Consider the following 19,557-nt stretch of genomic DNA (forward strand, 5'->3'; position numbering starts at 1 on the left):
TCAGTTGCCTGCCCCGACGGGGACCGCCTCCGGGTCGGCGGCGACACCGTCGTGTGCGAGCAGCGCCTGTTCCCGGCCGAGCGCGGGTCCCGGAGCGAGCAACTGCAGGATGGGCCACGGGACCCGGGCGGGTGGATCCGTGAAGCCGAGTGCCGCAGCGGCGTCCGCATCGGTGATGCCGTACCGCACGCCGGTGTCGGCGACGTAGAACAACGAACCGAGACGGTCGGTGTCCGAGGTCAGCGAGGTGGTCTGCACGTATCTGCCGCGGCCCGGCGGGATGTGGATCGCGTCGACCTGCGGTCCGGCATCGTCCGCCTGGGCCGGGACCACCGGCACGGCGTCCTTGTCGGTGGGCAGGGCCGTCCCCGCGGACAACCGCAGAGTCGAGCGGTGCCGGTCGTTCTCGCCTGTGCCGGGCTGCCAGGTGGAGCACGCCACAGGCCTCTCCCCCGGATCGACGATGCGCGGGACGACCTCGGGAAAGGTGTCGACCGGCAGTTCGTGCACGACCGGCGCGGCTGCGAGGACGTCGGGTGGAATCACCGGAATCTCGGGTGCTCCTTGCGAATCCGAGAAGTGGATGAGATGTGCGGTGGCCCGCGAGACCTCCTGCACACCGTTCTCGAGCACTACGTGGAAACTCTGCCCGTCCGGTTCGGACACCGCGACGACCGACCCGACTCGCACACCCGGGATCGACATGCCCGGGACACCTCCGGCGCCGGTGATGTGGGGTGCCGCCAGCTTCGGCGATTCCGGCACGGCGGCGAGCAGTCCGGGACTCGCGGGGCGCGCACGGGAGACGTCGATGCCCAGCAGGCGCACGAGCGACCGGTCGTTCGGGTCGATTTCGGCGCGTCTGCCCTCGTAGAGCAAGTGGTATCTGCCGTCCGCGGCCACGAGGAGCGCTTCGTCGTCGGCGAGCACCGAGCCTGCCCGGTGGTCGGGTGTGCCGGCGAGCACGGCGGTGGTCGAGGACTGCAGACCGTTCGGGTCGGCGACGTCGCACACCGTCCACGGCACCTCCTCTGCATCATGGACCAGGGAGGACGGCGCACCCGGGATCCCCACCAGCGGTCCGCGTGGTCGTGTCGTCAGTTCCTCGTCGGCTACGACCGCCGGTTCGGTGGGCGATCCGAGGATCAGCCGGGCCGACGCGAGATTCAGGACGGGATGGAAGGTCGTGCCGATCGCGACGTAGAGCGCACCGGAGTCGCGTCCGACGACGACGGAAGCATCACCGATCCGGTCCTGGGGGCGGAACAGGGCAAGGGCGGCACAGCCTCCCAGCACGACACACGCGACGACGACTCCGACGACGAACGCCCGGAACTGGGAACGCATGGGATCGTGGATCATTCGTACGTCGCCCCGCACCAACGCATGATCCATGCGTCGTGCCAGGAAACGGTATCCACTGACCTGCCATCGCGTGGTCGGTTGCGCTGCCATCGATCTCCCCCCGTACGGCACGCTCTCTGGCGCAACACAGTACAGTCCAGTCGGGCGTCCACCACAGGCGCTCCGCGCGGTCAGGGGGAAGGTCGGCACCGCGCCGGAATCATTGCCGGCCGTCGTTCGGGGGGGGATCGATGCAACGAACCGTCTTCGAGTCGGGGGATTCACGGGTCAGCACAGCGCCCACCGGTGCACGGGTCAGCACAGCGCCCACCGGTGCACGGATCAGCACAGCAGCAGGTGATGCGAGAAGCCGTGTCGCCGTGCGGCTCGTGGGTGCCCAGTGCGTCGCCGCCCTCGTATGGACGCTGGCGGTGGTGTCGGGGGCGTCCGTGTGGGTGGCCTGCGCGATCGCCGTGCCACCGGCCGCGCTGTGCCTCGTGCGGATCGGCGGACGCGGCACAGCCGAATGGATCGCGACCGTTCTGCGCCGACGCCCGGACGACGTCTCCGTCTCGGGTGTCCTCCGCGACTTCCACGTCGGGTCGGCAGTCCCGGTGGGGGTGCTATGGGACGGCCCGTACGCGACCGTGGTTCTCGAACCGTTCTCACCGGCCGGTGCGATCACCCGACTCGGGCGCGACAGCGAGGAGACGGGGCGAACGCTCCCCCTCGACGCGATCGCCGCCTGCCTGTACCGGCACGACGTCGTCCTGGACGGGATCGATGTCGTGGTGCAGGGGCGCCGGGTTCGCGACTCGACCCCCGCGGGGCAGGCCTACGCACAGTTGCTGGGCCCGCTTCCCGCCGCGGCCGAACGCACGGTGCGGGTGGTGCTCCGACTCGACGTCACGTCCTGCGCGGCCGCTGCCGCCCGTCGGGGCGGAGGCTCCGAGGGTGCCGCCCGGACCGTCGTCGCGGCGGCGCGGCGCGTGATCCGCGCGCTCGGCGACGCCGGGTACGGTGCGCGACTGCTCACCGCGAGCGAGATCGAACAGGCCGCGCTGCGCATCTCCCACGGGGTCCCGGCGACGGAGTGGGCCCCGACGCGCCGGCACGTCGCCCTGGCCTCCGCGTTCGACTCGGGCGGCGCCTTCGACCCACGTCGGATCGACCGCCGCCACACGGCGGCGATCTGGTCGCATCCAACTTTGGCGTCGACACTGGTCCTCCGGTTGCGACCGGGTGATGACGGGTCGGTTCGGGTCGGGGCGCTGGCACGGTTCACCACGCGCGAGGCGGACGTCCCCTCGGTGGCCGGACTGTTCCCGGCGTACGGACGTCACGCCGAACTCCTCACAGCGGCATTGCCCCTCGGGGTTCCGCAACTGGAAGACCGGGTTCCCTTGCGCGAATCGCGTAGCGGGGAACTCGACGCCCTCGCTCTTCCGGCCGGTGGGTGTGGGCAGCTCATCGGATCGGACGACGCCGGTCGCGCCGTCACCGCGCGTCTCACCGGTCCCGGAGTCCGCTCGGTCCACATCGCGGGCGAGTTGTATCTCGCCCAGCAGGTGGTCTTCCGCGCCGTCGCGGTGGGGGCGCGGGTCGTCGTCCACACCGACCGGTCCGGTGCGTGGCGCGGCCTGGTCGGATCCGCGGCCGGACCCGACCGGCTGCGTCTGGCGGGCGAGTACGCGGGCGACCACGATTTCGACACGGTCGTCTACGACGGCGTCCCGCCCACCTCGTCCATGCCGCACGCGACCGCGATCCACGTGCACATCCACCCGGACGGATGGCCGCGCGAGCGCCCCACGGTGTCGTTGCTCCAACCCGGAGCGGCCGGGGGCCGTGTGGTGCTCACGGTAGGCGGCGAACGCACGCCTCTCACCCTCGTGACGATCGCGGCGGAGAGCACCCATCTCGGCCGGTCGCGCATGCCGGATCCGGCGCCTCAGCCGGGATAGCGGTCGAGGGCGGTTCCGGCGCGGACGGTGCGGGCCCACCAGGCGATCTGGTCGAGCATGCGTTCCGCGCCGTCGATCGCGGCCTCGTCCGTGGTGGTGCCGTCGGCCGCGAAGGCGTGCTTGACGCGGTGGAAGCTCACCGACTGCCGCACCGGCACCATGTGGACCTCGACGACGACCTGCCGCAACTGCTCGACCGCGCGCAATCCGCCGGACAGGCCACCGTAGGAGACGAATCCGACCGACTTGGTGCGCCATTCGTGCTTGACGGTGTCGATGGCCGTCTTCAGCGCGGCGGGATAGCCGTGGTTGTACTCGGAGGTCACCACCACGAAGGCGTCCGCAGCACCGATGCGACCGGTGAAGGCGTCGGCGTCGGGACCGCCCGAGAGGTCGTGCGGGAGCGGAGTCTCGGCGAGATCGAGAACGCCGACGTCGAACTCGGGCCGACGCCGTGCGGTGGCCGCGAACCAGTCTGCGACGACCGGCGCGATGCGACCGGCGCGGACACTCGCGACGACGACCTCGAGGCGGATCGGATCGTTCGGTGCAGCCGTGGTCATAGGGTCGATCGTAGGTGCGGTGCGGTCGAGAGCCCGTGCGCGAGCAGTGCGGCGAGTTCCCGGTAGGCACGTGCGTCCTCGAGACCGGTCGCCTCGGCCACCTGTCGTTGCTGGATGCGGACCATGACCGAGGCGACGACGTCAGCGACGAAGGCCGCGTGGACGTCGCGCAGTTCGCCGGCCGCAACTCCCTCGGAGATGAGCTGGCGGACGCGGTCGGCGGCGAACCGGGTGTTGCGTTCGTAGACCTCGCGCGCGACCGGCGTGTGGGCGATGTCCTCCATGAACCGCGTGGAGGCGGGTTCGAGTTCGCGCCCCACGGCCTCGAGATAGGCGCCGATGCGAGCCTGGGCGTCCGCGGCCCGCGCGACGTCGGCCTCCACCCGGTCGGCGGCACCCTTGAAGAAGTGGACGGTCGCCGCGTAGACGAGCCGGTCCTTGTTCTCCGCGAGTGCGTAGAGCGTCGATTTCGAGCAGCGCAGACGCGCGGCGATGTCGTCGAGGGTCAGGTGCGCGAAGCCTTCTGCCAGGAACAACGCGACCAGATCGTCGAACAGTTGCGCCTGCCGGGCGGTGGGCCGCCGGCTACCGACTCTTGCCATACCGAGAACAGTACTGCAGTATCGTCCTCAGTACTATTCTTGGTCCCCAGTCTTCCAGGAGGAACCACCGTGCCCGTCGAGCGTCTGCTTCCCACCCGCGAGGCCTACGACCTGATCGACCTCACCCGCGACGTCGCCGACAAGGTGCTCGCCCCGCGCGTCGACGAGCACGAGCGCAAGGAGACCTTCCCCGAGGGCGTCTTCCCCGCACTCGGCGCCGCAGGGCTGCTGAGCCTGCCGTACCCCGAGGAGTTCGGCGGCGGCGACCAACCCTACGAGGTCTACCTGCAGGTCCTCGAGGAACTCGGCGCCCGCTGGGCTGCCGTGGCGGTTGCGGTGAGCGTGCACGGACTGTCGTGCTTCGCGCTCGCCACCCACGGCACCGACGAACAGAAGAACAAGTGGCTCCCGGAGATGCTGGGAGGCAACACCATCGGCGCGTACAGCCTCTCCGAGCCGCAGGCCGGATCCGACGCCGCGGCCCTCGCGTGCCGTGCGAAGCCCGTCGACGGCGGCTACCGCATCACCGGCTCGAAGGCGTGGATCACCAACGGCGGCAAGGCCGACTTCTACACCCTGTTCGCCCGCACAGCCGACACCGGCAGCAAGGGCATCTCGTGCTTCCTCGTGCCCGCCGGCACCGAGGGCCTGTCCTTCGGCAAGCCCGAGGAGAAGATGGGCCTGCACGCCATCCCCACCACCTCCGCCCACTACGACGACGCCTTCGTCCCGGCCGAGCGCCGGATCGGCGCCGAGGGACAGGGACTGCCGATCGCGTTCAGCGCACTGGATTCCGGACGCCTGGGGATCGCCGCCGTCGCGACGGGTCTGGCCCAGGCCGCCCTCGACGAGGCGACGGCCTACGCCAAGGAACGGCAGGCCTTCGGCAAGCGCATCATCGACCACCAGGGCCTCGGCTTCGTTCTCGCCGACATGGCCGCCGCCGTCGACTCGGCCCGCGCCACCTATCTCGACGCTGCCCGGCGCAAGGACGCCGGCCTGCCCTACTCGCGGCAGGCGTCGGTGGCCAAGCTCGTCGCGACGGATGCCGCCATGAAGGTCACGACCGACGCTGTGCAGGTACTCGGTGGATACGGCTACACCCGCGACTTCCCGGTCGAGCGCTTCATGCGCGACGCGAAGATCACGCAGATCTTCGAGGGCACCAATCAGATTCAGCGACTCGTGATCGCGCGGTCCCTCGCGGGGTGAACGATCACAAGCCGGAAGCGACAGGGGTTTTCGCGGCGAAAGATCGCTAGAGTGCCTTCATGCCGGACGCCCTGGAGCGGCTCACTCCACAGCAACGCCACCTGCTGACGCAGCGGTTCGGCCGCATCGTCGTGGTCTCCGACATGAGTTGGGGACTGGTGTCGACCACTGTCCTCGAGGTCGACACCGACGACGGGCTGCTGGTCGTGAAGGCGGGCGGAACTCCGGATCGGCACATCGGCCGCGAGATCAGCGCGCACGAGCGGTGGACCGCTCCGTGGGTACGGTGCGGTCGGGCCGCCCGCATGGTGTTCGCAGACCGCGCGACGAAACTCGTCGTGACGGAATACCTTCCGGGGCGGCTCGTCCTGGGCACCGCCGCGTCGTCCCGTCTCGACGTCTACGAACAGGCCGGCGCGCTGCTCGCCCAGTTCCATCGCCAGGAGCATGTGGTGGACGAGGGGTACGAGCGATCGGCGAACACGAAGACGCTGCGGTGGCTCGCGGCGCCGCACCGTATCGGTCCCGACGTCGCCGACCGATTGCGCTCGATGGTCGAGGGATGGCCGACACCGACGGCCACCCTGGTGCCCACCCACGGCGACTGGCAGAGCCGCAACTGGCTCGCCGACGACATCGGTGTGGTGAAGGTGATCGACTTCGGGCGTGCCGGGATGCGCCCGGCGGGTGAGGACTTCGAGCGGCTCGCGGTACGCGAGTTCCTCCGGGTCCCCGGTGCCGAGCAGGCCTTCCTGCGTGGCTACGGCGAGGATCCCCGTGAGGAGGACGCCTGGTTCCGCCGACGTGTCCGCGCGGCGGTCGCGGTCGCGGTGTGGGCCTTCCATGTGGGCGACGACTGCTACGAGGCCGAGGGCCACCGCATGATCGCCGAGGCGCTCGGCCGCTTCCCGGTTCGCTCGGTGCGCTCATCAGCAACGTCCTCGAGTTCCTGGACTGGCTGATCCGACGAGCATGTGAGAACGCCTGAGGGGGTGAGGTCGCGGACCTCACCCCCCGGGTGTCTTTTCGAGCGCAGCGCTCTCGGCTCAGGCGCCGATGGCCTCGCCGAGCACGGGCCACGACTCGTGCAGGGCCTCCTGCCAGTAGCCCCAGGTGTGGGTACCGTCGGGCCGGACCGAGTAGGTCGCCTCGACCCCGGCTGCGTCCAGCGCACCGCGCAGTCGCGTCGTGCAATCGTTCACGCCGGCCTCGATGAGCCCGAGCAGAGCCACATCGGGAAGGACGGCGACACCGTCCTGCTCCCATGCCTTCAATTCGTACGGACCCGGGACACCGCTGCTCGTGGAGACGTACACGGCCTTGCCGCGCAGCTTCTCGGCGTTGAGCACGACGTCCTGTTCGGTCCAGTGCTCACCGGCGACCGGTCCCCACATGTTCTCGACCTCGCCCCCGCCGAACGCGACGACGATCTCCGCATAGCGCGAACCGATATCCGACGCGGTCTCGGCGCATCCACTGTACGAACCCACCGCCTGGTAGAGATCGGGCGCCTGCTGGGCGAGCGCCAGCGCCGACGTCGCCGACATCGACACACCGGCGATCGCGTTGCGGCCGCTCGCACCGAGTGTCTCGTCGACCACGGAGGGGATCTCCTCGGTGAGGAAGGTCGTCCACTTGTTGCGTCCGAGAACGGGATCGTCCTCGAGCCAGTCGGTGTAGTAGCTGAACGCGCCACCGACCGGAGTGACGACGTTGACGTTCTTGTCGCCGAAGAACTCCACGATGTCGGTCTGCTCGCGCCAGGTCGCCCGGTCCAGTCCCCCACCGGCACCGTTGAGCAGGTAGAAGACCGGTCGCGGCGCGCTCGTGTCGGCCGGTCGCAGCACCTGCAGCTCGATGGTGCGTTCCATCGACGGCGAGTACACGAACAGCGACCAATCGCGGTCGGTGTGCTTCTCGATGCGTTCGACAGTCGCGCTCTGCGACCGGGTCTCGCCGGTCGCGGCGGCCGGGAGATCCTCGGCGTGGGCGACCGCGGCACCGGACAGGACCAGCGACGAGACGGCGAGCGCCCCGATCGTCCCCATCAACGCAAACCGTCGTGCGCGCACATTCGTTCCCTTCATCCGCAACAGCCGGGCGTGATGGGCCCGCGCATCTCCCGCGTCGCAGCGTTGCGCGCGGCGAGTTCCTCGTCAGCAGGGTAGTCGACGCGAACCAGTGACAGGCCGTGGGCCGGTGCCACCGCGACGGACGCCGCACGTTCGCGTTCGTCGAGCAGGGCCGTCATCCACTCGACGCTGCGACGCCCCTCCCCCACGGCCAGGGCCCCGCCGACGAGGCTGCGCACCATCGACCAGCAGAAGGCGTCGGCGCTGACATAGGCGGTGAGGATGTCACCTTCGCGGGTCCAGTCGTATCGCTGCAGTTCACGTACGGTCGTCGCACCCTCCCGCCGCTTGCAGAAGGCGGCGAAGTCGTGCAGGCCGAGCAGCGACTGCGACGCGCGTTGCATCGCATCGAGATCGACGGCCTTCGGCCACGCGACGGTGTCGCGGGCACGCAGCGGCTCGGCGCCGTACACCGCTGTGGTGAGGCGGTATTCGTAGTGGCGCCGGATCGCCGAGAAACGCGCGTCGAAATGTTCGGGGGCGACGGAGATCCCGGTGACCCGCACGTCGCGGGGCAGGAACCGTGCGAGACGGCGGACCCAGCGCGACGGATCGTCGGGCAGCACCGCGGAGGGGACGTCGACGTGGGCGACCTGCCCGGAAGCGTGCACGCCGGCGTCGGTGCGACCGGCGACGGTGAGCAGCACGGGGGTGCGGACGATCGCGGAGAGCTTTTCCTCGATCTCCCCGCACACCGTGCGACGTCCGGGCTGCCGTGCCCAGCCGGAGAAGTCGGTGCCGTCGTACGCGATGTCGAGTCGCAGTCGGGTTGTCTCGTGAGNTGGCCTCGTCCGCCTCGGGTGCGTCGGCAGCCGTGGCGTTGGTGTCCTCGACACCCTCGACGACGGCGTCGGCGTTCGCGACCTCGGCGTCGGTGGCCTCGGCCTCGACGGCCTGGACCGCGTTGTCCTCGGCGGGTGCCTGCGAGGCGGCGACGCGGCGAGCGCGGTCGGCCTCGGAGGTGACGGTCTTCTCGCGCACCAGCTCGATGATGGCCATGGGGGCGTTGTCGCCCTTGCGCGGCATCGTCTTGATGATGCGGGTGTAACCGCCGTTGCGGTCCTCGAAGGAGGGACCGATCTCCGCGAACAGCGAGTGGACGACGTCCTTGTTGCGGATGACCTTCAGCACCTCACGACGCGAGGCCAGCGTGCCGGCCTTGGCGTGCGTGACGAGCTTCTCGGCGTACGGGCGCAGGGCCTTGGCCTTGGCCTCGGTGGTGGTGATGCGGCCGTGCTCGAAGAGCGCGGTGGCCAGGTTGGCCATGAGCGCCTTCTGATGCGAGGCCGATCCGCCGAAGCGGGCGCCCTTCTTGGGCTTGGGCATGATTTTCTCCTAGTAACGGACCGTGAGCTGCTACAGCTGCTCGGTCTCGGCGTAGTCCTCGTTGCCGTCGTTGTCACCGAAGGAGCCGGCCTCGGTATCGCTCCAGGTACCGGTCGCGGCGGCGTAGCCGGCGACGGTGCTGGGGTCGAACGATGCCGGGCTGTCCTTGAGGGACAGGCCGAGCGAGTGCAGCTTGACCTTGACCTCGTCGATGGACTTCTGGCCGAAGTTGCGGATGTCGAGCAGGTCGGATTCCGTCCGTGCCACGAGCTCGCCGACGGTGTGGACACCTTCGCGCTTGAGGCAGTTGTAGGACCGGACCGTGAGGTCGAGGTCCTCGATCGGAAGTCCGAAGGAGGCGATGTGGTCGGCCTCGGCGGGCGAGGGACCGATCTCGATGCCTTCTGCTTCGACGTTCAGCTCACGAGCCAGACCGAAGAGCTCCACGAGGGTCTTGCCCGCCGAGGCGAGCGCGTCCCGCGCGCTGATCGAGTTCTTGGTCTCCACGTCGAGAATGAGCCGATCGAAGTCGGTGCGCTGCTCGACGCGGGTCGCTTCCACCTTGTACGTCACCTTGAGCACCGGCGAGTAGATCGAGTCGACCGGAATACGGCCGATCTCGGCGCCGGACGCCTTGTTCTGCACGGCAGGAACGTAGCCGCGACCGCGCTCGACGACGAGCTCGATCTCCAGCTTGCCCTTGTCGTTCAGGGTGGCGATGTGCAGATCCGGGTTGTGGATGGTGACACCGGCCGGGGGCACGATGTCGCCGGCCGTGACCGTGCCCGGCCCCTGCTTGCGGACATACATGGTGACCGGCTCGTCCTCTTCGGAGCTCACCACGAGACCCTTGAGGTTCAGGATGATGTCGGTGACATCCTCCTTCACCCCGGGAACGGTGGTGAACTCGTGGAGAACGCCGTCGATGCGGATGCTGGTGACAGCGGCGCCCGGGATCGACGAGAGCAGGGTGCGACGAAGCGAGTTGCCGAGGGTGTACCCGAAGCCAGGCTCGAGCGGCTCGATGACGAACTTCGAGCGGTTTTCAGCGATGACCTCTTCGGTCAGTGCGGGTCGCTGAGAGATGAGCATCTGTTGCCTCCTTGTGGGCGTCCGCCATATGACGCCCTAGTGGAATGGAGCGGTGTCCTCCCGCCCGGACGGACCCGAGGACACCACGACACCGAGGTGTCTTACTTCGAGTAGTACTCGACGATCAGCTGTTCCTGCAGCGGGATGTCGATCTGCGCGCGCTCGGGGAGCTGGTGGACCAGCACTCGCAGACGCGGGCCGACGACCTGCAGCCAACCCGGAACCGGGCGCTCGCCCTGGGTCTCGCGGGCGACCTGGAAGGGCAGCGTGCTCAGCGACTTCTCGCGGACATCGATGATGTCGTACTGCGAGACGCGGTAGCTGGGGATGTCGACCTTCTTGCCGTTGACCAGGAAGTGGCCGTGGCTCACCAGCTGGCGGGCCTGACGACGCGTGCGGGCGAGGCCGGCACGGTAGACGACGTTGTCCAGGCGCGACTCGAGGATGACCAGCAGAACCTCACCGGTCTTCCCGGGGCGGCTTGCGGCCTCTTCGTAGTAGCGACGGAACTGCTTCTCCATGACGCCGTACGAGAAGCGGGCCTTCTGCTTCTCCTGCAGCTGGAGCAGGTACTCGCTCTCCTTGATCCGCGCGCGGCCGTGCTGGCCGGGCGGGTAGGGGCGACGCTCGAAGGCCTGATCGCCTCCGACCAGGTCGACACGGAGACGACGCGACTTACGGGTAACGGGACCGGTATAACGAGCCATTTTTCTTTACCTTCCTTTCCCGTTAGACGCGACGCCGCTTGGGCGGACGGCAACCGTTGTGGGGCTGCGGGGTGACATCGGAGATGGTGCCGACCTCGAGGCCTGCGGCCTGGAGGGAACGGATCGCCGTCTCGCGGCCCGAGCCCGGGCCCTTGACGAAGACGTCGACCTTCTTGACACCGTGTTCCTGCGCCTTGCGGGCGGCGTTCTCGGCGGCGAGCTGTGCGGCGAACGGGGTCGACTTGCGCGAACCCTTGAAGCCGACGTGGCCGGAGGACGCCCAGGAGATCACGTTGCCCTGCGGGTCCGTGATGGACACGATGGTGTTGTTGAACGTGCTCTTGATGTGAGCGGCACCGTGCGGAACGTTCTTCTTGTCCCTGCGCCGTGCCTTCTGGGTCTTCTTCGGACCGGTGCTGCGTGACTTGGGAGGCATTACTTCTTCTTTCCTGCGACGGTGCGCTTCGGACCCTTGCGGGTGCGGGCGTTGGTCTTGGTGCGCTGTCCACGCACGGGCAGACCACGACGGTGTCGCAGGCCCTGGTAGCAGCCGATCTCGATCTTGCGGCGGATGTCCGCCTGAACCTCGCGACGGAGGTCACCCTCGACCTTGTAGCTCTCCTCGATGTACTCGCGGAGCTTGGCGAGGTCCTCGTCCGTCAGATCCTTGCTGCGCAGGTCCGGGTTGACACCCGTGGCCTCGAGGATCTCCTGGGAGCGGGTACGGCCGATGCCGTAGATGTACGTGAGTGCGATCTCCATCCGCTTTTCGCGGGGAAGATCGACACCTGCGAGACGTGCCATGTGGCATTCCTATTCGGTGTGCGGAGGTCTGCTCCCAGCCCGTCCCCTGCGTCGAAGAACTGTGTGATTCAAAAACACAGTGGGGCCCCGGCCTCCGTACCGGGGGTTGATCGCGCAGCTCCTCGACGGATCGAGGATCGTAACCACGCGACTGGTGCTGGAAGGTCTTCGTGCTTGTTGCCAAGCAGATCTTCGAGACGAAGGTGGATCTAGCCCTGACGCTGCTTGTGACGCAGGTTCTCGCAGATCACCATGACCCGACCGTTACGGCGGATCACCTTGCACTTCTCGCAGATCTTCTTGACGCTAGGCTGAACCTTCACGTAAGTCCGATCTCCTGTATGTGCGCCGCCGGACACGGCAGAGCCGGCCCGGCGACATGATTCTCCCCGACCGTGTAGCCGGGGAAGCTTCGTTACTTGTAGCGGTAGACGATGCGTCCACGCGTGAGGTCGTAGGGAGAAAGCTCCACGACAACGCGGTCCTCGGGAAGGATACGAATGTAGTGCTGACGCATCTTTCCGCTGATGTGGGCGAGAACCTTGTGCCCGTTCTCCAGCTCGATGCGGAACATCGCATTGGGCAGCGGTTCGATTACCCGGCCCTCGACCTCGATTGCCCCGTCTTTCTTAGCCATATCCTCCGCGATCCGTTGTTCGGCGTTGTGGTTGCATCGGCATCCGTTACCGTGACGCTCGGCAACTCCGGGACCGGACACGAACCGAAATTCGAAGGAATTCGACACGGGACCGATCGGAGCGCAGCGCGCACCACCGATCAATGGTACGGGAAGTTGACCGTCCAGGACAAATGAGCTCCGGCACACTCGTGCCCACGACCAGGAGGAGGACCGCACGTGCGGGCGTTGATCCAGCGGGTGACCACGGCGGCGGTGGCGGTCGACGGAGCCGAGGTGGCTCGCATCACGCCGGCCGAAGACGGTCACGGTCTGCTCGTGCTGGTCGGCGTCACGCACGACGACGACGAGACCAAGGCCGCGACGCTCGCCCGGAAGGTGTGGACGATGCGCATCCTCGAGGACGAGCGATCCGCCTCCGACGTCGACGCCCCGATCCTGGTGGTCAGCCAGTTCACGCTCATGGCCGACACGAGGAAGAGCAGGCGTCCGTCGTGGTCGGCCGCCGCTCCCCGCCCGATCGCCGAACCTCTCGTCGATGCGTTCGCGAACGCTCTACGAGATCTCGGCGCGACGGTGGAGACCGGGAAGTTCGGGGCCCACATGGAGGTGAGCCTCGTCAACGACGGACCGGTCACGCTCCTCGTCGACGTATGACGCCGCGGAGTACGACCGCTCGCGTCACTCCGGCCGGACGGTGAGGATACGGGGGCCGTCCTCGGTGACCGCTACCGTGTGCTCCCAGTGCGCGGCCCGGCTGCCGTCGACGGTCACCACCGTCCACTCGTCGTCGAGGACCTCGGTTTCGTAGGTACCGAGGGTGAGCATCGGCTCGACGGCGAGCACCGATCCGACGACGAGCTTCGGGCCCTTGCCCGGCTTGCCTTCGTTGGGGAGGAACGGATCCATGTGCATCTCGCGCCCGATACCGTGACCGCCGTAGCCGTCGACGATGCCGTACAAGCGGCCGTGCACCTTCTCGGCGGCATGCGTGCCTTGCTCGATCGCATGCGACACGTCGGTCAGGCGGTTGCCCGGGAGCATCGCCGCGATACCGGCCTCGAGCGACAGACGGGTGGCCTCGCTCAGGTCGATGTCGGCCTGCGACAGCTCCCCGATCCCGAAGGTCCATGCCGAGTCGCCGTGCCAGCCGTCGAGGATCGCGCCGCAGTCGATCGACACGAGGTCGCCCTCGGCGAGCACCACCGACACCGACGGGATGCCGTGGACGACGACCTCGTTGACCGACGAACAGATCGAACCGGTGAAGCCGTGGTAGCCCAGGAAGGACGGAACGGCCCCCGCATCGCGGATGACCGATTCCGCCACCTGGTCGAGTTCCAGGGTGCTCACGCCCGGCTTGGCGGCCTCGCGCACTGCGACGAGTGCGGCACCGACCACGGCTCCCGCCGCCGCCATCGCGTCGAGTTCACCCGAGGTGCGGAACGGAACCACTGAGCGCTTGCGCCCGAAACCCATGTCGAACTACCCGTCTACTTTCCGAGTGCGGACAGAGCCCGCGAATTGATCTCCTCGACCTCACCGATCGCGTCGACCGTGATGATCGAGTCGGCGTAGTAGTCGAGCAGCGGGGCCGTCTCCTCACGGTAGACCCGGAGACGGTTGCGGATCACGTCTTCGGTGTCGTCGGCGCGACCGCGGGCGAGCATGCGCTCGACCACGACGTCCTCGTCGATGACGAAGGACAGCACGCCGTCGAGCTCGACACCGAGATCCTTCAGGATGTTCTCGAGTTCCTTGGCCTGCTCCACGCTGCGCGGGAAGCCGTCGAGGAGGAAGCCGTTGGCGGCGTCGGGCTCGGCCAGACGCTCACGCACCATGTTGTTGGTGATCTCGGCGGGAACGAGCTCCCCCGCGTCGATGTACTTCTTGGCCTCGACGCCGAGCGGGGTGCCCTGCCCGATGTTCGCGCGGAAAAGATCGCCCGTCGAGATGGCGGGGACGCCGAGCTTCTCGGACAGAATCGCGGCCTGTGTGCCCTTGCCGGCACCGGGAGGACCGAGCAGTACAAGTCTCACTTGAGGAACCCTTCGTAGTTGCGCTGCATCAGTTGACTTTCGATCTGCTTGACAGTGTCCAGCGCGACACTGACGAGAATGAGAACCGCGGCGCCACCGAAGATGCTCGAGGCCGTCTGGCTGCCGGACAGGAAGAAGTTCGGCAGCGTCGCGATGAGACCGAGGTAGATCGAGCCCGGAACCGTGATGCGGTTGAGCACGAAACTGAGATATTCGGCGGTCGGGCGACCGGGGCGGATGCCCGGGATGAAGCCGCCGTATTTCTTCATCTCGTCGGCCCGCTCCTCCGGATTGAAGGTGATGGCGACGTAGAAGAAGACGAAGAACACGATCAGGGCGAAGTAGATCGCGATGTAGACCGGGTTGTTCGGATTGACCAGGTACTCGTTGATGATCCGCTGCCACCAACTCGGATCCGGGTTTGTCGTGGCACCGGTGAGCTGCGCGACGAGATTGGGCAGGTACAGCAGCGACGACGCGAAGATGACGGGGATGATGCCCGCCTGGTTGACCTTCAGCGGCAGGTAGGTCGACGAACCGCCGTACATACGACGGCCGACCATGCGCTTGGCGTACTGCACCGGGATCCGGCGCTGACCCTGCTCGATGAACACGACACCCGTGATCAGGGCCAGGGCCACGACGCAGACGATCGCGAAGACGAGGCCGCCGCGGGATTCGAGGATCATGCGACCCTCGCTCGGCAGCGCGGCCGCGATACCGGCGAAGATCAGCAGCGACATGCCGTTGCCGACACCGCGTTCGGTGATGAGCTCACCGAACCACATGACGACGGCGGCACCGGCGGTCATCACCAGCACGATGACGACCATCCCGAAGATGCTGTCGTCGGCGAGGATCGGCTCCGAGCAGCCCTGCAGCAGCTGCCCTCGGGCGGCGAGCGCGACGATGCCGGTGGCCTGCAGGACGGCGAGCGCGACGGCGAGATAACGCGTGTACTGCGTCATCTTGGCCTGGCCGGACTGGCCCTCCTTGCGCAGTTCCTCGAAGCGTGGAATGACCACGGTGAGCAGCTGGACGATGATGCTCGCGGTGATGAACGGCATGATGCCGATCGCGAAGACCGACAACTGCAGTAGCGCGCCGCCGGAGAACAGATTGATCAGCGAGTAGATGCCGGCCTGCTCGCTGCCGGCGAGCTGATCGACACAGGCCTGGACGTTGCCGTAGTCGACGCCCGGGGACGGCACGGTAGCACCGAGGCGGTACAGCGCCACGAGCCCGAGGGCGATGAGAATCTTCCGCCTCAGGTCCGGTGTCCTGAGGGCCGAGACGAAGGCGGAAAGCAAAGATCCTCCTGGCGGGCCGATCGGGGACGACGGATCGAGAGGGATCCGTCGGACGGTAGACAACTCTGAAACTCTAACAGTGGGCCCCGATGAGAGGCGTAGCCCGGTAGCCTATGTCACCGCTGCGAACGCAGCTTGGGACACCGGTGCGAACGCGCGAACGGCCGCGGTGCAGGTATCTGCACCGCGGCCGTTCGACAGCCGTGACTCACACGCGAAAGTACAGGTCAGGCCTGGACGGTCGCGCTGCCACCGGCTGCAGCGATCTTCTCCTGAGCGGAGGCCGAGAACTTGTCGGCGGTGACCTGCACGGCCACCGTCAGCTCGCCTTCGCCGAGGACCTTGACGAGCTGGTTCTTGCGAACCAGACCCTTCGCCACGAGGTCCGCGACACCGATCTGTCCACCCTCGGGGAACACGCGAGCGATGTCCCCGACGTTGACGATCTGGTACTCGGTACGGAATGCGTTCTTGAAGCCCTTGAGCTTCGGCAGACGCATGTGGATGGGCATCTGGCCACCCTCGAAGGCCGGCGACACGTTCTTGCGTGCCTTCGTGCCCTTCGTACCGCGGCCGGCGGTCTTGCCCTTCGAACCCTCACCGCGTCCGACGCGGGTCTTGTCCGTCTTCGCACCCGGAGCCGGGCGCAGGTGATGCAGCTTGATGGTCATTCTCAGACCTCCTCAACGGTGACGAGGTGACGCACCACGTTGATGAGGCCACGATTCTGCGCATTGTCCTCGCGGACGACGGACTGGCGGATCTTCCGCAGACCGAGGGTCCGGAGGCTGTCGCGCTGATTCGACTTGGCCCCGATGGTGCTCTTGATCTGGGTGATCTTCAGCTCTGCCATTACTTCACGCTCCCAGCAGCCTGTGCACGTGCGCGCAGCATGCCGGCGGGGGCAACTTCCTCGAGGGTGAGGCCACGGCGAGCCGCGACTTCCTCGGGACGCTGCAGACCCTTGAGGGCCGCAACCGTCGCGTGCACCACATTGATGGCGTTGTCGGAGCCGAGCGACTTCGACAGGATGTCGTGGACACCCGCACACTCCAGCACCGCGCGCACAGCGCCACCGGCGATGACACCGGTACCGGGGGAAGCCGGACGCAGCAGGACGACACCGGCTGCAGCCTCTCCCTGGACGGGGTGGGTGATGGTTCCGCCGATGAGCGGGACGCGGAAGAAGTTCTTGCGAGCTTCCTCGACACCCTTCTGGATGGCCGCGGGAACTTCCTTGGCCTTGCCGTAGCCGACGCCGACCAGGCCGTTGCCGTCGCCCACGATCACCAGAGCGGTGAAGCTGAAGCGACGACCGCCCTTGACGACCTTCGACACACGGTTGATCGAGACGACACGCTCGATGTAGTTCGACTTCTCGGCAGCGTTGCCGCCGCGCGAGTCGCGGTCGCGGCGGTCGCGACCGCCACGGTTGTCACCGCTGTTGGGGTTCTGTCCGGCGGGGCCGTTGCCGCCGTCACGCCGCTGACGTCCCGGCATCAGGCGTTCCTTCCGTTCGAGAAAATGGTCATCAGAACTTCAACCCGCTTTCGCGAGCCGCGTCCGCGAGGGCCGCGATGCGTCCGCTGTAGGTGTGGCCACCGCGGTCGAAGACCACGGCTTCCACGCCGGCAGCCTTCGCGCGCTCGGCGATCAGCTGACCGACCTTCGCGCCGCGAGCCTTCTTGTCGCCCTCGAGAGCGCGCACATCGGGTTCGATGGACGACGCTGCGGCGAGAGTGGTGCCCGTCAGGTCGTCGACCAGCTGCACGTGCAGGTGGCGCGAGGACCGGTTGACGACGAGGCGGGGACGCTCGGCGGTGCCGGAGATCTTCTTGCGGAGGCGGAAGTGACGACGCGTCTTCGAAAGGCGACGCGTGGTGGAGGCGTCCTTGCCGCGCGGGATGCGCTTGGCCTTCTGGTTCTCGGTCTGGCTCATGATCACTTACCCGTCTTTCCGACCTTGCGACGGACCTGTTCACCCTCGTAGCGGATGCCCTTGCCCTTGTAGGGGTCGGACTTGCGCAGCCGGCGGATGTTGGCCGCGATCTGGCCGACCTTCTGCTTGTCGATGCCCGAGATCGAGAAGCGCGTGGGGTTCTCGACGGCGAACGTGATGCCCTCGGGCGCCTCGATCAGCACGGGGTGGCTGTAGCCGAGCGAGAACTCGAGGTCCTTGCCCTTGAGGGCCACGCGGTAGCCGACGCCGTGGATCTCCATCTTGGTGGTGTAACCCTCGGTGACACCGACGATGAGGTTCTGCACGAGCGTCCGCGACAGGCCGTGCAGCGCGCGGCTGCGACGCTCGTCGTTCGGGCGCGTGACGTTGATTGCCCCGTCCTCACCCTTGGCGACGGCGATCGGCTCGGCGATCGTCAGGGACAGGTTGCCCTTGGGGCCCTTGACTGCAACATCCTGGCCGTCGATGGTGATCTCGACGCCCGAAGGAACTGCAACGGGGAGTTTTCCGATTCGCGACATTGTGGTGGCCTCCCTTTACCAGACGTAGGCGAGGACTTCCCCGCCCACTCCCTGCTTGGCCGCCTGGCGATCGGTGAGCAGGCCGGAGGACGTGGAGATGATCGCCACGCCGAGGCCGCCCAGGACCTTGGGCAGGTTGGTGGATTTCGCGTACACGCGCAGGCCGGGCTTCGACACGCGGCGCACGCCGGCAAGGCTGCGCTCACGGGAAGGTCCGTACTTGAGGTCGACGATGAGGGTCTTGCCCACCTCGGCGTCCTCGGTGCGGTAGTCGGAGATGTAGCCCTCGCGCTTGAGGATCTCGGCGATGTTCACCTTGATCTTCGAGGACGGGAGCTTGACCTCGTCGTGGTACGCCGTGTTGGCGTTACGCAGACGCGTCAAGAAGTCTGCGATGGGGTCGGTCATGGTCATGGCTGACCTGTTCACCTTTCTCGATGCGGTTCCCATGCAACGCCGGAACATGCCGGCCGTGGGCCTACATCGAAACTCGGTTTCGATAGCGGATTCGTCGACGGATCGGCGACGAACCCATGACAGCGTGACAGTGGGCGGAGAACTTCTCGGTCCTCCGCCCACCGCTCACGTCACCAGGAGCTCTTGTGAACTCCCGGAAGTTCTCCGCGGTGTGCCATCTCGCGAAGGCAGATGCGGCAGAGTCCGAACTTGCGGAAGACCGAGTGCGGGCGCCCGCAGCGCTGGCAGCGGGTGTAGGCGCGCACCGCGAACTTCGGCTTCTTGTTGGCCTTGTTGACCAGTGCCTTCTTAGCCATGGGCTCAGTTCTCCTTGAACGGGAAGCCGAGGTGCTTGAGCAGGGCACGGCCTTCTTCGTTGTTGGTAGCGGTGGTCACGACAGTGATGTCCATGCCGCGCGGGCGATCGATCTTGTCCACGTCGATCTCGTGGAACATCGACTGCTCGTTCAGGCCGAACGTGTAGTTGCCGTTGCCGTCGAACTGGTTGCCGTTGAGGCCGCGGAAGTCCCGGATACGGGGAAGCGCGATGGACACGAGACGGTCCAGGAACTCCCACATGCGGTCGCCGCGCAGCGTGACGCGCGCACCGATCGGCATGCCCTCGCGCAGCTTGAACTGTGCGATGGACTTGCGGGCCTTACGGATCTCCGGCTTCTGACCGGTGATGAGCGCGAGGTCGTTGACGGCTCCGTTGATGAGCTTCGCGTCGCGGGCGGCGTCGCCGACACCCATGTTGACGACGACCTTCACGACGCCGGGGATCTGCATGACGTTCGCGTAGTCGAACTCCGCGTTCAGCGCGTCCTTGATCTCGGCGCGGTAGCGGGCCTTCAGGCGCGGCTGGGTCTTGTTCTCGGTGGAAGTCAT

At 67.4% G+C, this 19,557-nt stretch carries 26 protein-coding genes and 1 pseudogene; 4 read left to right on the plus strand and 23 right to left on the minus strand.

Annotation, left to right across the window (positions count from 1 at the left end):
* Window positions 1–1,455, minus strand: a complete 1,455-nt coding sequence (gene eccB / locus QR64_RS08705) for a type VII secretion protein EccB (RefSeq protein ID WP_039584876.1) — start codon at window positions 1,453–1,455, stop codon at window positions 1–3.
* Between the two features lie 269 nt (window positions 1,456–1,724).
* Here eccB and eccE point away from each other — a divergent pair, with 269 nt between their 5' ends.
* Entirely contained in the window at window positions 1,725–3,308 is a 1,584-nt protein-coding gene (gene eccE, locus QR64_RS08710; RefSeq protein WP_235367062.1) for a type VII secretion protein EccE, read from the plus strand.
* On the opposite strand, the gene QR64_RS08715 is transcribed toward eccE, so the two are convergent.
* Both QR64_RS08715 and QR64_RS08720 read right to left on the minus strand, forming a co-directional pair.
* A complete protein-coding gene (locus tag QR64_RS08715) occupies window positions 3,296–3,871 on the minus strand; it encodes an NADPH-dependent FMN reductase (protein WP_039584877.1) in 576 nt (191 codons plus the stop codon). The genes eccE and QR64_RS08715 overlap by 13 nt on opposite strands.
* Window positions 3,868–4,473, minus strand: coding sequence for a TetR/AcrR family transcriptional regulator (locus QR64_RS08720; RefSeq protein ID WP_006550047.1), 606 nt, complete (start codon window positions 4,471–4,473; stop codon window positions 3,868–3,870). Before QR64_RS08720 ends, QR64_RS08715 begins: the two co-directional genes overlap by 4 nt.
* A gap of 69 nt (window positions 4,474–4,542) precedes the next feature.
* Between QR64_RS08720 and QR64_RS08725 the strand changes: the two genes are divergently transcribed.
* Both QR64_RS08725 and QR64_RS08730 read left to right on the plus strand, forming a co-directional pair.
* A complete protein-coding gene (locus QR64_RS08725) occupies window positions 4,543–5,685 on the plus strand; it encodes an acyl-CoA dehydrogenase family protein (protein ID WP_033096996.1) in 1,143 nt (380 codons plus the stop codon).
* 59 nt (window positions 5,686–5,744) lie between these two features.
* Entirely contained in the window at window positions 5,745–6,647 is a 903-nt protein-coding gene (locus QR64_RS08730) for a phosphotransferase family protein (RefSeq protein WP_039584879.1), read from the plus strand.
* Between the two features lie 84 nt (window positions 6,648–6,731).
* Here QR64_RS08730 and QR64_RS08735 read toward each other — a convergent pair whose 3' ends face one another.
* From QR64_RS08735 to infA, 9 genes and pseudogenes are all read right to left on the minus strand, one after another.
* Window positions 6,732–7,733, minus strand: a complete 1,002-nt coding sequence (locus tag QR64_RS08735) for an alpha/beta hydrolase (RefSeq protein ID WP_024101616.1) — start codon at window positions 7,731–7,733, stop codon at window positions 6,732–6,734.
* Window positions 7,734–7,768: 35 nt separating this feature from the next.
* Window positions 7,769–8,598: tRNA pseudouridine(38-40) synthase TruA (gene truA / locus QR64_RS08740; protein ID WP_235367064.1), on the minus strand; the 830-nt coding region annotated here is incomplete at its 5' end.
* Between the two features lies 1 nt (window position 8,599).
* Window positions 8,600–9,143, minus strand: a pseudogene (rplQ, locus tag QR64_RS25735) (50S ribosomal protein L17); the annotation flags it as partial.
* 30 nt (window positions 9,144–9,173) lie between these two features.
* The gene (locus QR64_RS08750) at window positions 9,174–10,235 is read right to left on the minus strand and encodes a DNA-directed RNA polymerase subunit alpha (protein WP_039584881.1); all 1,062 of its coding nucleotides are present in this window, start codon (window positions 10,233–10,235) and stop codon (window positions 9,174–9,176) included.
* 101 nt (window positions 10,236–10,336) lie between these two features.
* Entirely contained in the window at window positions 10,337–10,942 is a 606-nt protein-coding gene (rpsD, locus tag QR64_RS08755; RefSeq protein ID WP_006554584.1) for a 30S ribosomal protein S4, read from the minus strand.
* A gap of 22 nt (window positions 10,943–10,964) precedes the next feature.
* Window positions 10,965–11,378 carry a 30S ribosomal protein S11 gene (gene rpsK / locus QR64_RS08760; RefSeq protein ID WP_006554585.1) on the minus strand — a complete coding sequence of 138 codons (414 nt, stop codon included), beginning with the start codon at window positions 11,376–11,378 and terminating at the stop codon, window positions 10,965–10,967.
* Window positions 11,378–11,746 (minus strand): 30S ribosomal protein S13, encoded by a 369-nt coding sequence (gene rpsM / locus QR64_RS08765; protein ID WP_006554586.1) that lies wholly within the window; start codon window positions 11,744–11,746, stop codon window positions 11,378–11,380. Before rpsM ends, rpsK begins: the two co-directional genes overlap by 1 nt.
* A gap of 209 nt (window positions 11,747–11,955) precedes the next feature.
* Window positions 11,956–12,069, minus strand: coding sequence for a 50S ribosomal protein L36 (gene rpmJ / locus QR64_RS08770; RefSeq protein WP_003938068.1), 114 nt, complete (start codon window positions 12,067–12,069; stop codon window positions 11,956–11,958).
* Window positions 12,070–12,161: 92 nt separating this feature from the next.
* Window positions 12,162–12,383, minus strand: coding sequence for a translation initiation factor IF-1 (gene infA, locus QR64_RS08775; RefSeq protein ID WP_006554587.1), 222 nt, complete (start codon window positions 12,381–12,383; stop codon window positions 12,162–12,164).
* Between the two features lie 219 nt (window positions 12,384–12,602).
* On the opposite strand from infA, the gene dtd reads away from it, so the two are divergent.
* Entirely contained in the window at window positions 12,603–13,040 is a 438-nt protein-coding gene (gene dtd / locus QR64_RS08780) for a D-aminoacyl-tRNA deacylase (protein WP_033096992.1), read from the plus strand.
* 24 nt (window positions 13,041–13,064) lie between these two features.
* Here the strand turns inward: dtd and map are convergent, their stop codons facing one another.
* The 11 genes from map to rplE all read right to left on the minus strand — a co-directional run bounded on the left by map (window position 13,065) and on the right by rplE (window position 19,557).
* Window positions 13,065–13,862, minus strand: a complete 798-nt coding sequence (map, locus tag QR64_RS08785) for a type I methionyl aminopeptidase (protein ID WP_006554589.1) — start codon at window positions 13,860–13,862, stop codon at window positions 13,065–13,067.
* A gap of 14 nt (window positions 13,863–13,876) precedes the next feature.
* Window positions 13,877–14,422: an adenylate kinase gene (locus tag QR64_RS08790; RefSeq protein WP_006554590.1), complete on the minus strand. Its 546-nt coding sequence runs from the start codon at window positions 14,420–14,422 to the stop codon at window positions 13,877–13,879.
* On the minus strand, window positions 14,419–15,732 hold the full coding sequence (secY, locus tag QR64_RS08795; protein ID WP_006554591.1) for a preprotein translocase subunit SecY: 1,314 nt from the start codon (window positions 15,730–15,732) through the stop codon (window positions 14,419–14,421). Before secY ends, QR64_RS08790 begins: the two co-directional genes overlap by 4 nt.
* A gap of 227 nt (window positions 15,733–15,959) precedes the next feature.
* Window positions 15,960–16,403: a 50S ribosomal protein L15 gene (gene rplO, locus QR64_RS08800; RefSeq protein ID WP_006554592.1), complete on the minus strand. Its 444-nt coding sequence runs from the start codon at window positions 16,401–16,403 to the stop codon at window positions 15,960–15,962.
* Between the two features lie 2 nt (window positions 16,404–16,405).
* Entirely contained in the window at window positions 16,406–16,585 is a 180-nt protein-coding gene (rpmD, locus tag QR64_RS08805; protein WP_006554593.1) for a 50S ribosomal protein L30, read from the minus strand.
* Window positions 16,585–17,232, minus strand: a complete 648-nt coding sequence (gene rpsE, locus QR64_RS08810; protein ID WP_006554594.1) for a 30S ribosomal protein S5 — start codon at window positions 17,230–17,232, stop codon at window positions 16,585–16,587. Before rpsE ends, rpmD begins: the two co-directional genes overlap by 1 nt.
* A gap of 31 nt (window positions 17,233–17,263) precedes the next feature.
* Complete coding sequence (gene rplR, locus QR64_RS08815) at window positions 17,264–17,671, minus strand: 50S ribosomal protein L18 (RefSeq protein WP_006554595.1); 408 nt, start codon at window positions 17,669–17,671, stop codon at window positions 17,264–17,266.
* A gap of 2 nt (window positions 17,672–17,673) precedes the next feature.
* Complete coding sequence (gene rplF, locus QR64_RS08820; RefSeq protein WP_006554596.1) at window positions 17,674–18,213, minus strand: 50S ribosomal protein L6; 540 nt, start codon at window positions 18,211–18,213, stop codon at window positions 17,674–17,676.
* A 15-nt stretch (window positions 18,214–18,228) separates the two neighbouring features.
* Window positions 18,229–18,627, minus strand: a complete 399-nt coding sequence (gene rpsH / locus QR64_RS08825) for a 30S ribosomal protein S8 (protein WP_006554597.1) — start codon at window positions 18,625–18,627, stop codon at window positions 18,229–18,231.
* 173 nt (window positions 18,628–18,800) lie between these two features.
* On the minus strand, window positions 18,801–18,986 hold the full coding sequence (locus QR64_RS08830; protein WP_006554598.1) for a type Z 30S ribosomal protein S14: 186 nt from the start codon (window positions 18,984–18,986) through the stop codon (window positions 18,801–18,803).
* Window positions 18,987–18,990: 4 nt separating this feature from the next.
* Window positions 18,991–19,557: a 50S ribosomal protein L5 gene (gene rplE, locus QR64_RS08835; RefSeq protein ID WP_006554599.1), complete on the minus strand. Its 567-nt coding sequence runs from the start codon at window positions 19,555–19,557 to the stop codon at window positions 18,991–18,993.

The organism is Rhodococcus sp. Chr-9 (assembly GCF_000801125.1).
GTDB lineage: Bacteria > Actinomycetota > Actinomycetes > Mycobacteriales > Mycobacteriaceae > Rhodococcus > Rhodococcus pyridinivorans.

Excerpts from the sequence above, each read along its gene's own strand:
- rplO (WP_006554592.1), bottom strand. The coding sequence starts at position 16,403 with ATGACCATCAAGCTGCATCACCTGCGCCCGGCTCCGGGTGCGAAGACG.
- rplF (WP_006554596.1), bottom strand. The coding sequence starts at position 18,213 with ATGTCGCGAATCGGAAAACTCCCCGTTGCAGTTCCTTCGGGCGTCGAG.
- QR64_RS08830 (WP_006554598.1), bottom strand. The coding sequence starts at position 18,986 with ATGGCTAAGAAGGCACTGGTCAACAAGGCCAACAAGAAGCCGAAGTTC.
- rpsH (WP_006554597.1), bottom strand. The coding sequence starts at position 18,627 with ATGACCATGACCGACCCCATCGCAGACTTCTTGACGCGTCTGCGTAAC.
- QR64_RS08730 (WP_039584879.1), top strand. The coding sequence starts at position 5,745 with ATGCCGGACGCCCTGGAGCGGCTCACTCCACAGCAACGCCACCTGCTG.
- rpsE (WP_006554594.1), bottom strand. The coding sequence starts at position 17,232 with ATGCCGGGACGTCAGCGGCGTGACGGCGGCAACGGCCCCGCCGGACAG.
- rpmD (WP_006554593.1), bottom strand. The coding sequence starts at position 16,585 with ATGGCAGAGCTGAAGATCACCCAGATCAAGAGCACCATCGGGGCCAAG.
- QR64_RS08715 (WP_039584877.1), bottom strand. The coding sequence starts at position 3,871 with ATGACCACGGCTGCACCGAACGATCCGATCCGCCTCGAGGTCGTCGTC.
- rpsM (WP_006554586.1), bottom strand. The coding sequence starts at position 11,746 with ATGGCACGTCTCGCAGGTGTCGATCTTCCCCGCGAAAAGCGGATGGAG.
- rplE (WP_006554599.1), bottom strand. The coding sequence starts at position 19,557 with ATGACTTCCACCGAGAACAAGACCCAGCCGCGCCTGAAGGCCCGCTAC.
- QR64_RS08720 (WP_006550047.1), bottom strand. The coding sequence starts at position 4,473 with ATGGCAAGAGTCGGTAGCCGGCGGCCCACCGCCCGGCAGGCGCAACTG.
- QR64_RS08750 (WP_039584881.1), bottom strand. The coding sequence starts at position 10,235 with ATGCTCATCTCTCAGCGACCCGCACTGACCGAAGAGGTCATCGCTGAA.
- map (WP_006554589.1), bottom strand. The coding sequence starts at position 13,862 with ATGGGTTTCGGGCGCAAGCGCTCAGTGGTTCCGTTCCGCACCTCGGGT.
- rpsK (WP_006554585.1), bottom strand. The coding sequence starts at position 11,378 with ATGCCTCCCAAGTCACGCAGCACCGGTCCGAAGAAGACCCAGAAGGCA.
- rpsD (WP_006554584.1), bottom strand. The coding sequence starts at position 10,942 with ATGGCTCGTTATACCGGTCCCGTTACCCGTAAGTCGCGTCGTCTCCGT.
- QR64_RS08735 (WP_024101616.1), bottom strand. The coding sequence starts at position 7,733 with ATGGGGACGATCGGGGCGCTCGCCGTCTCGTCGCTGGTCCTGTCCGGT.
- infA (WP_006554587.1), bottom strand. The coding sequence starts at position 12,383 with ATGGCTAAGAAAGACGGGGCAATCGAGGTCGAGGGCCGGGTAATCGAA.
- eccB (WP_039584876.1), bottom strand. The coding sequence starts at position 1,455 with ATGGCAGCGCAACCGACCACGCGATGGCAGGTCAGTGGATACCGTTTC.
- rplR (WP_006554595.1), bottom strand. The coding sequence starts at position 17,671 with ATGAGCCAGACCGAGAACCAGAAGGCCAAGCGCATCCCGCGCGGCAAG.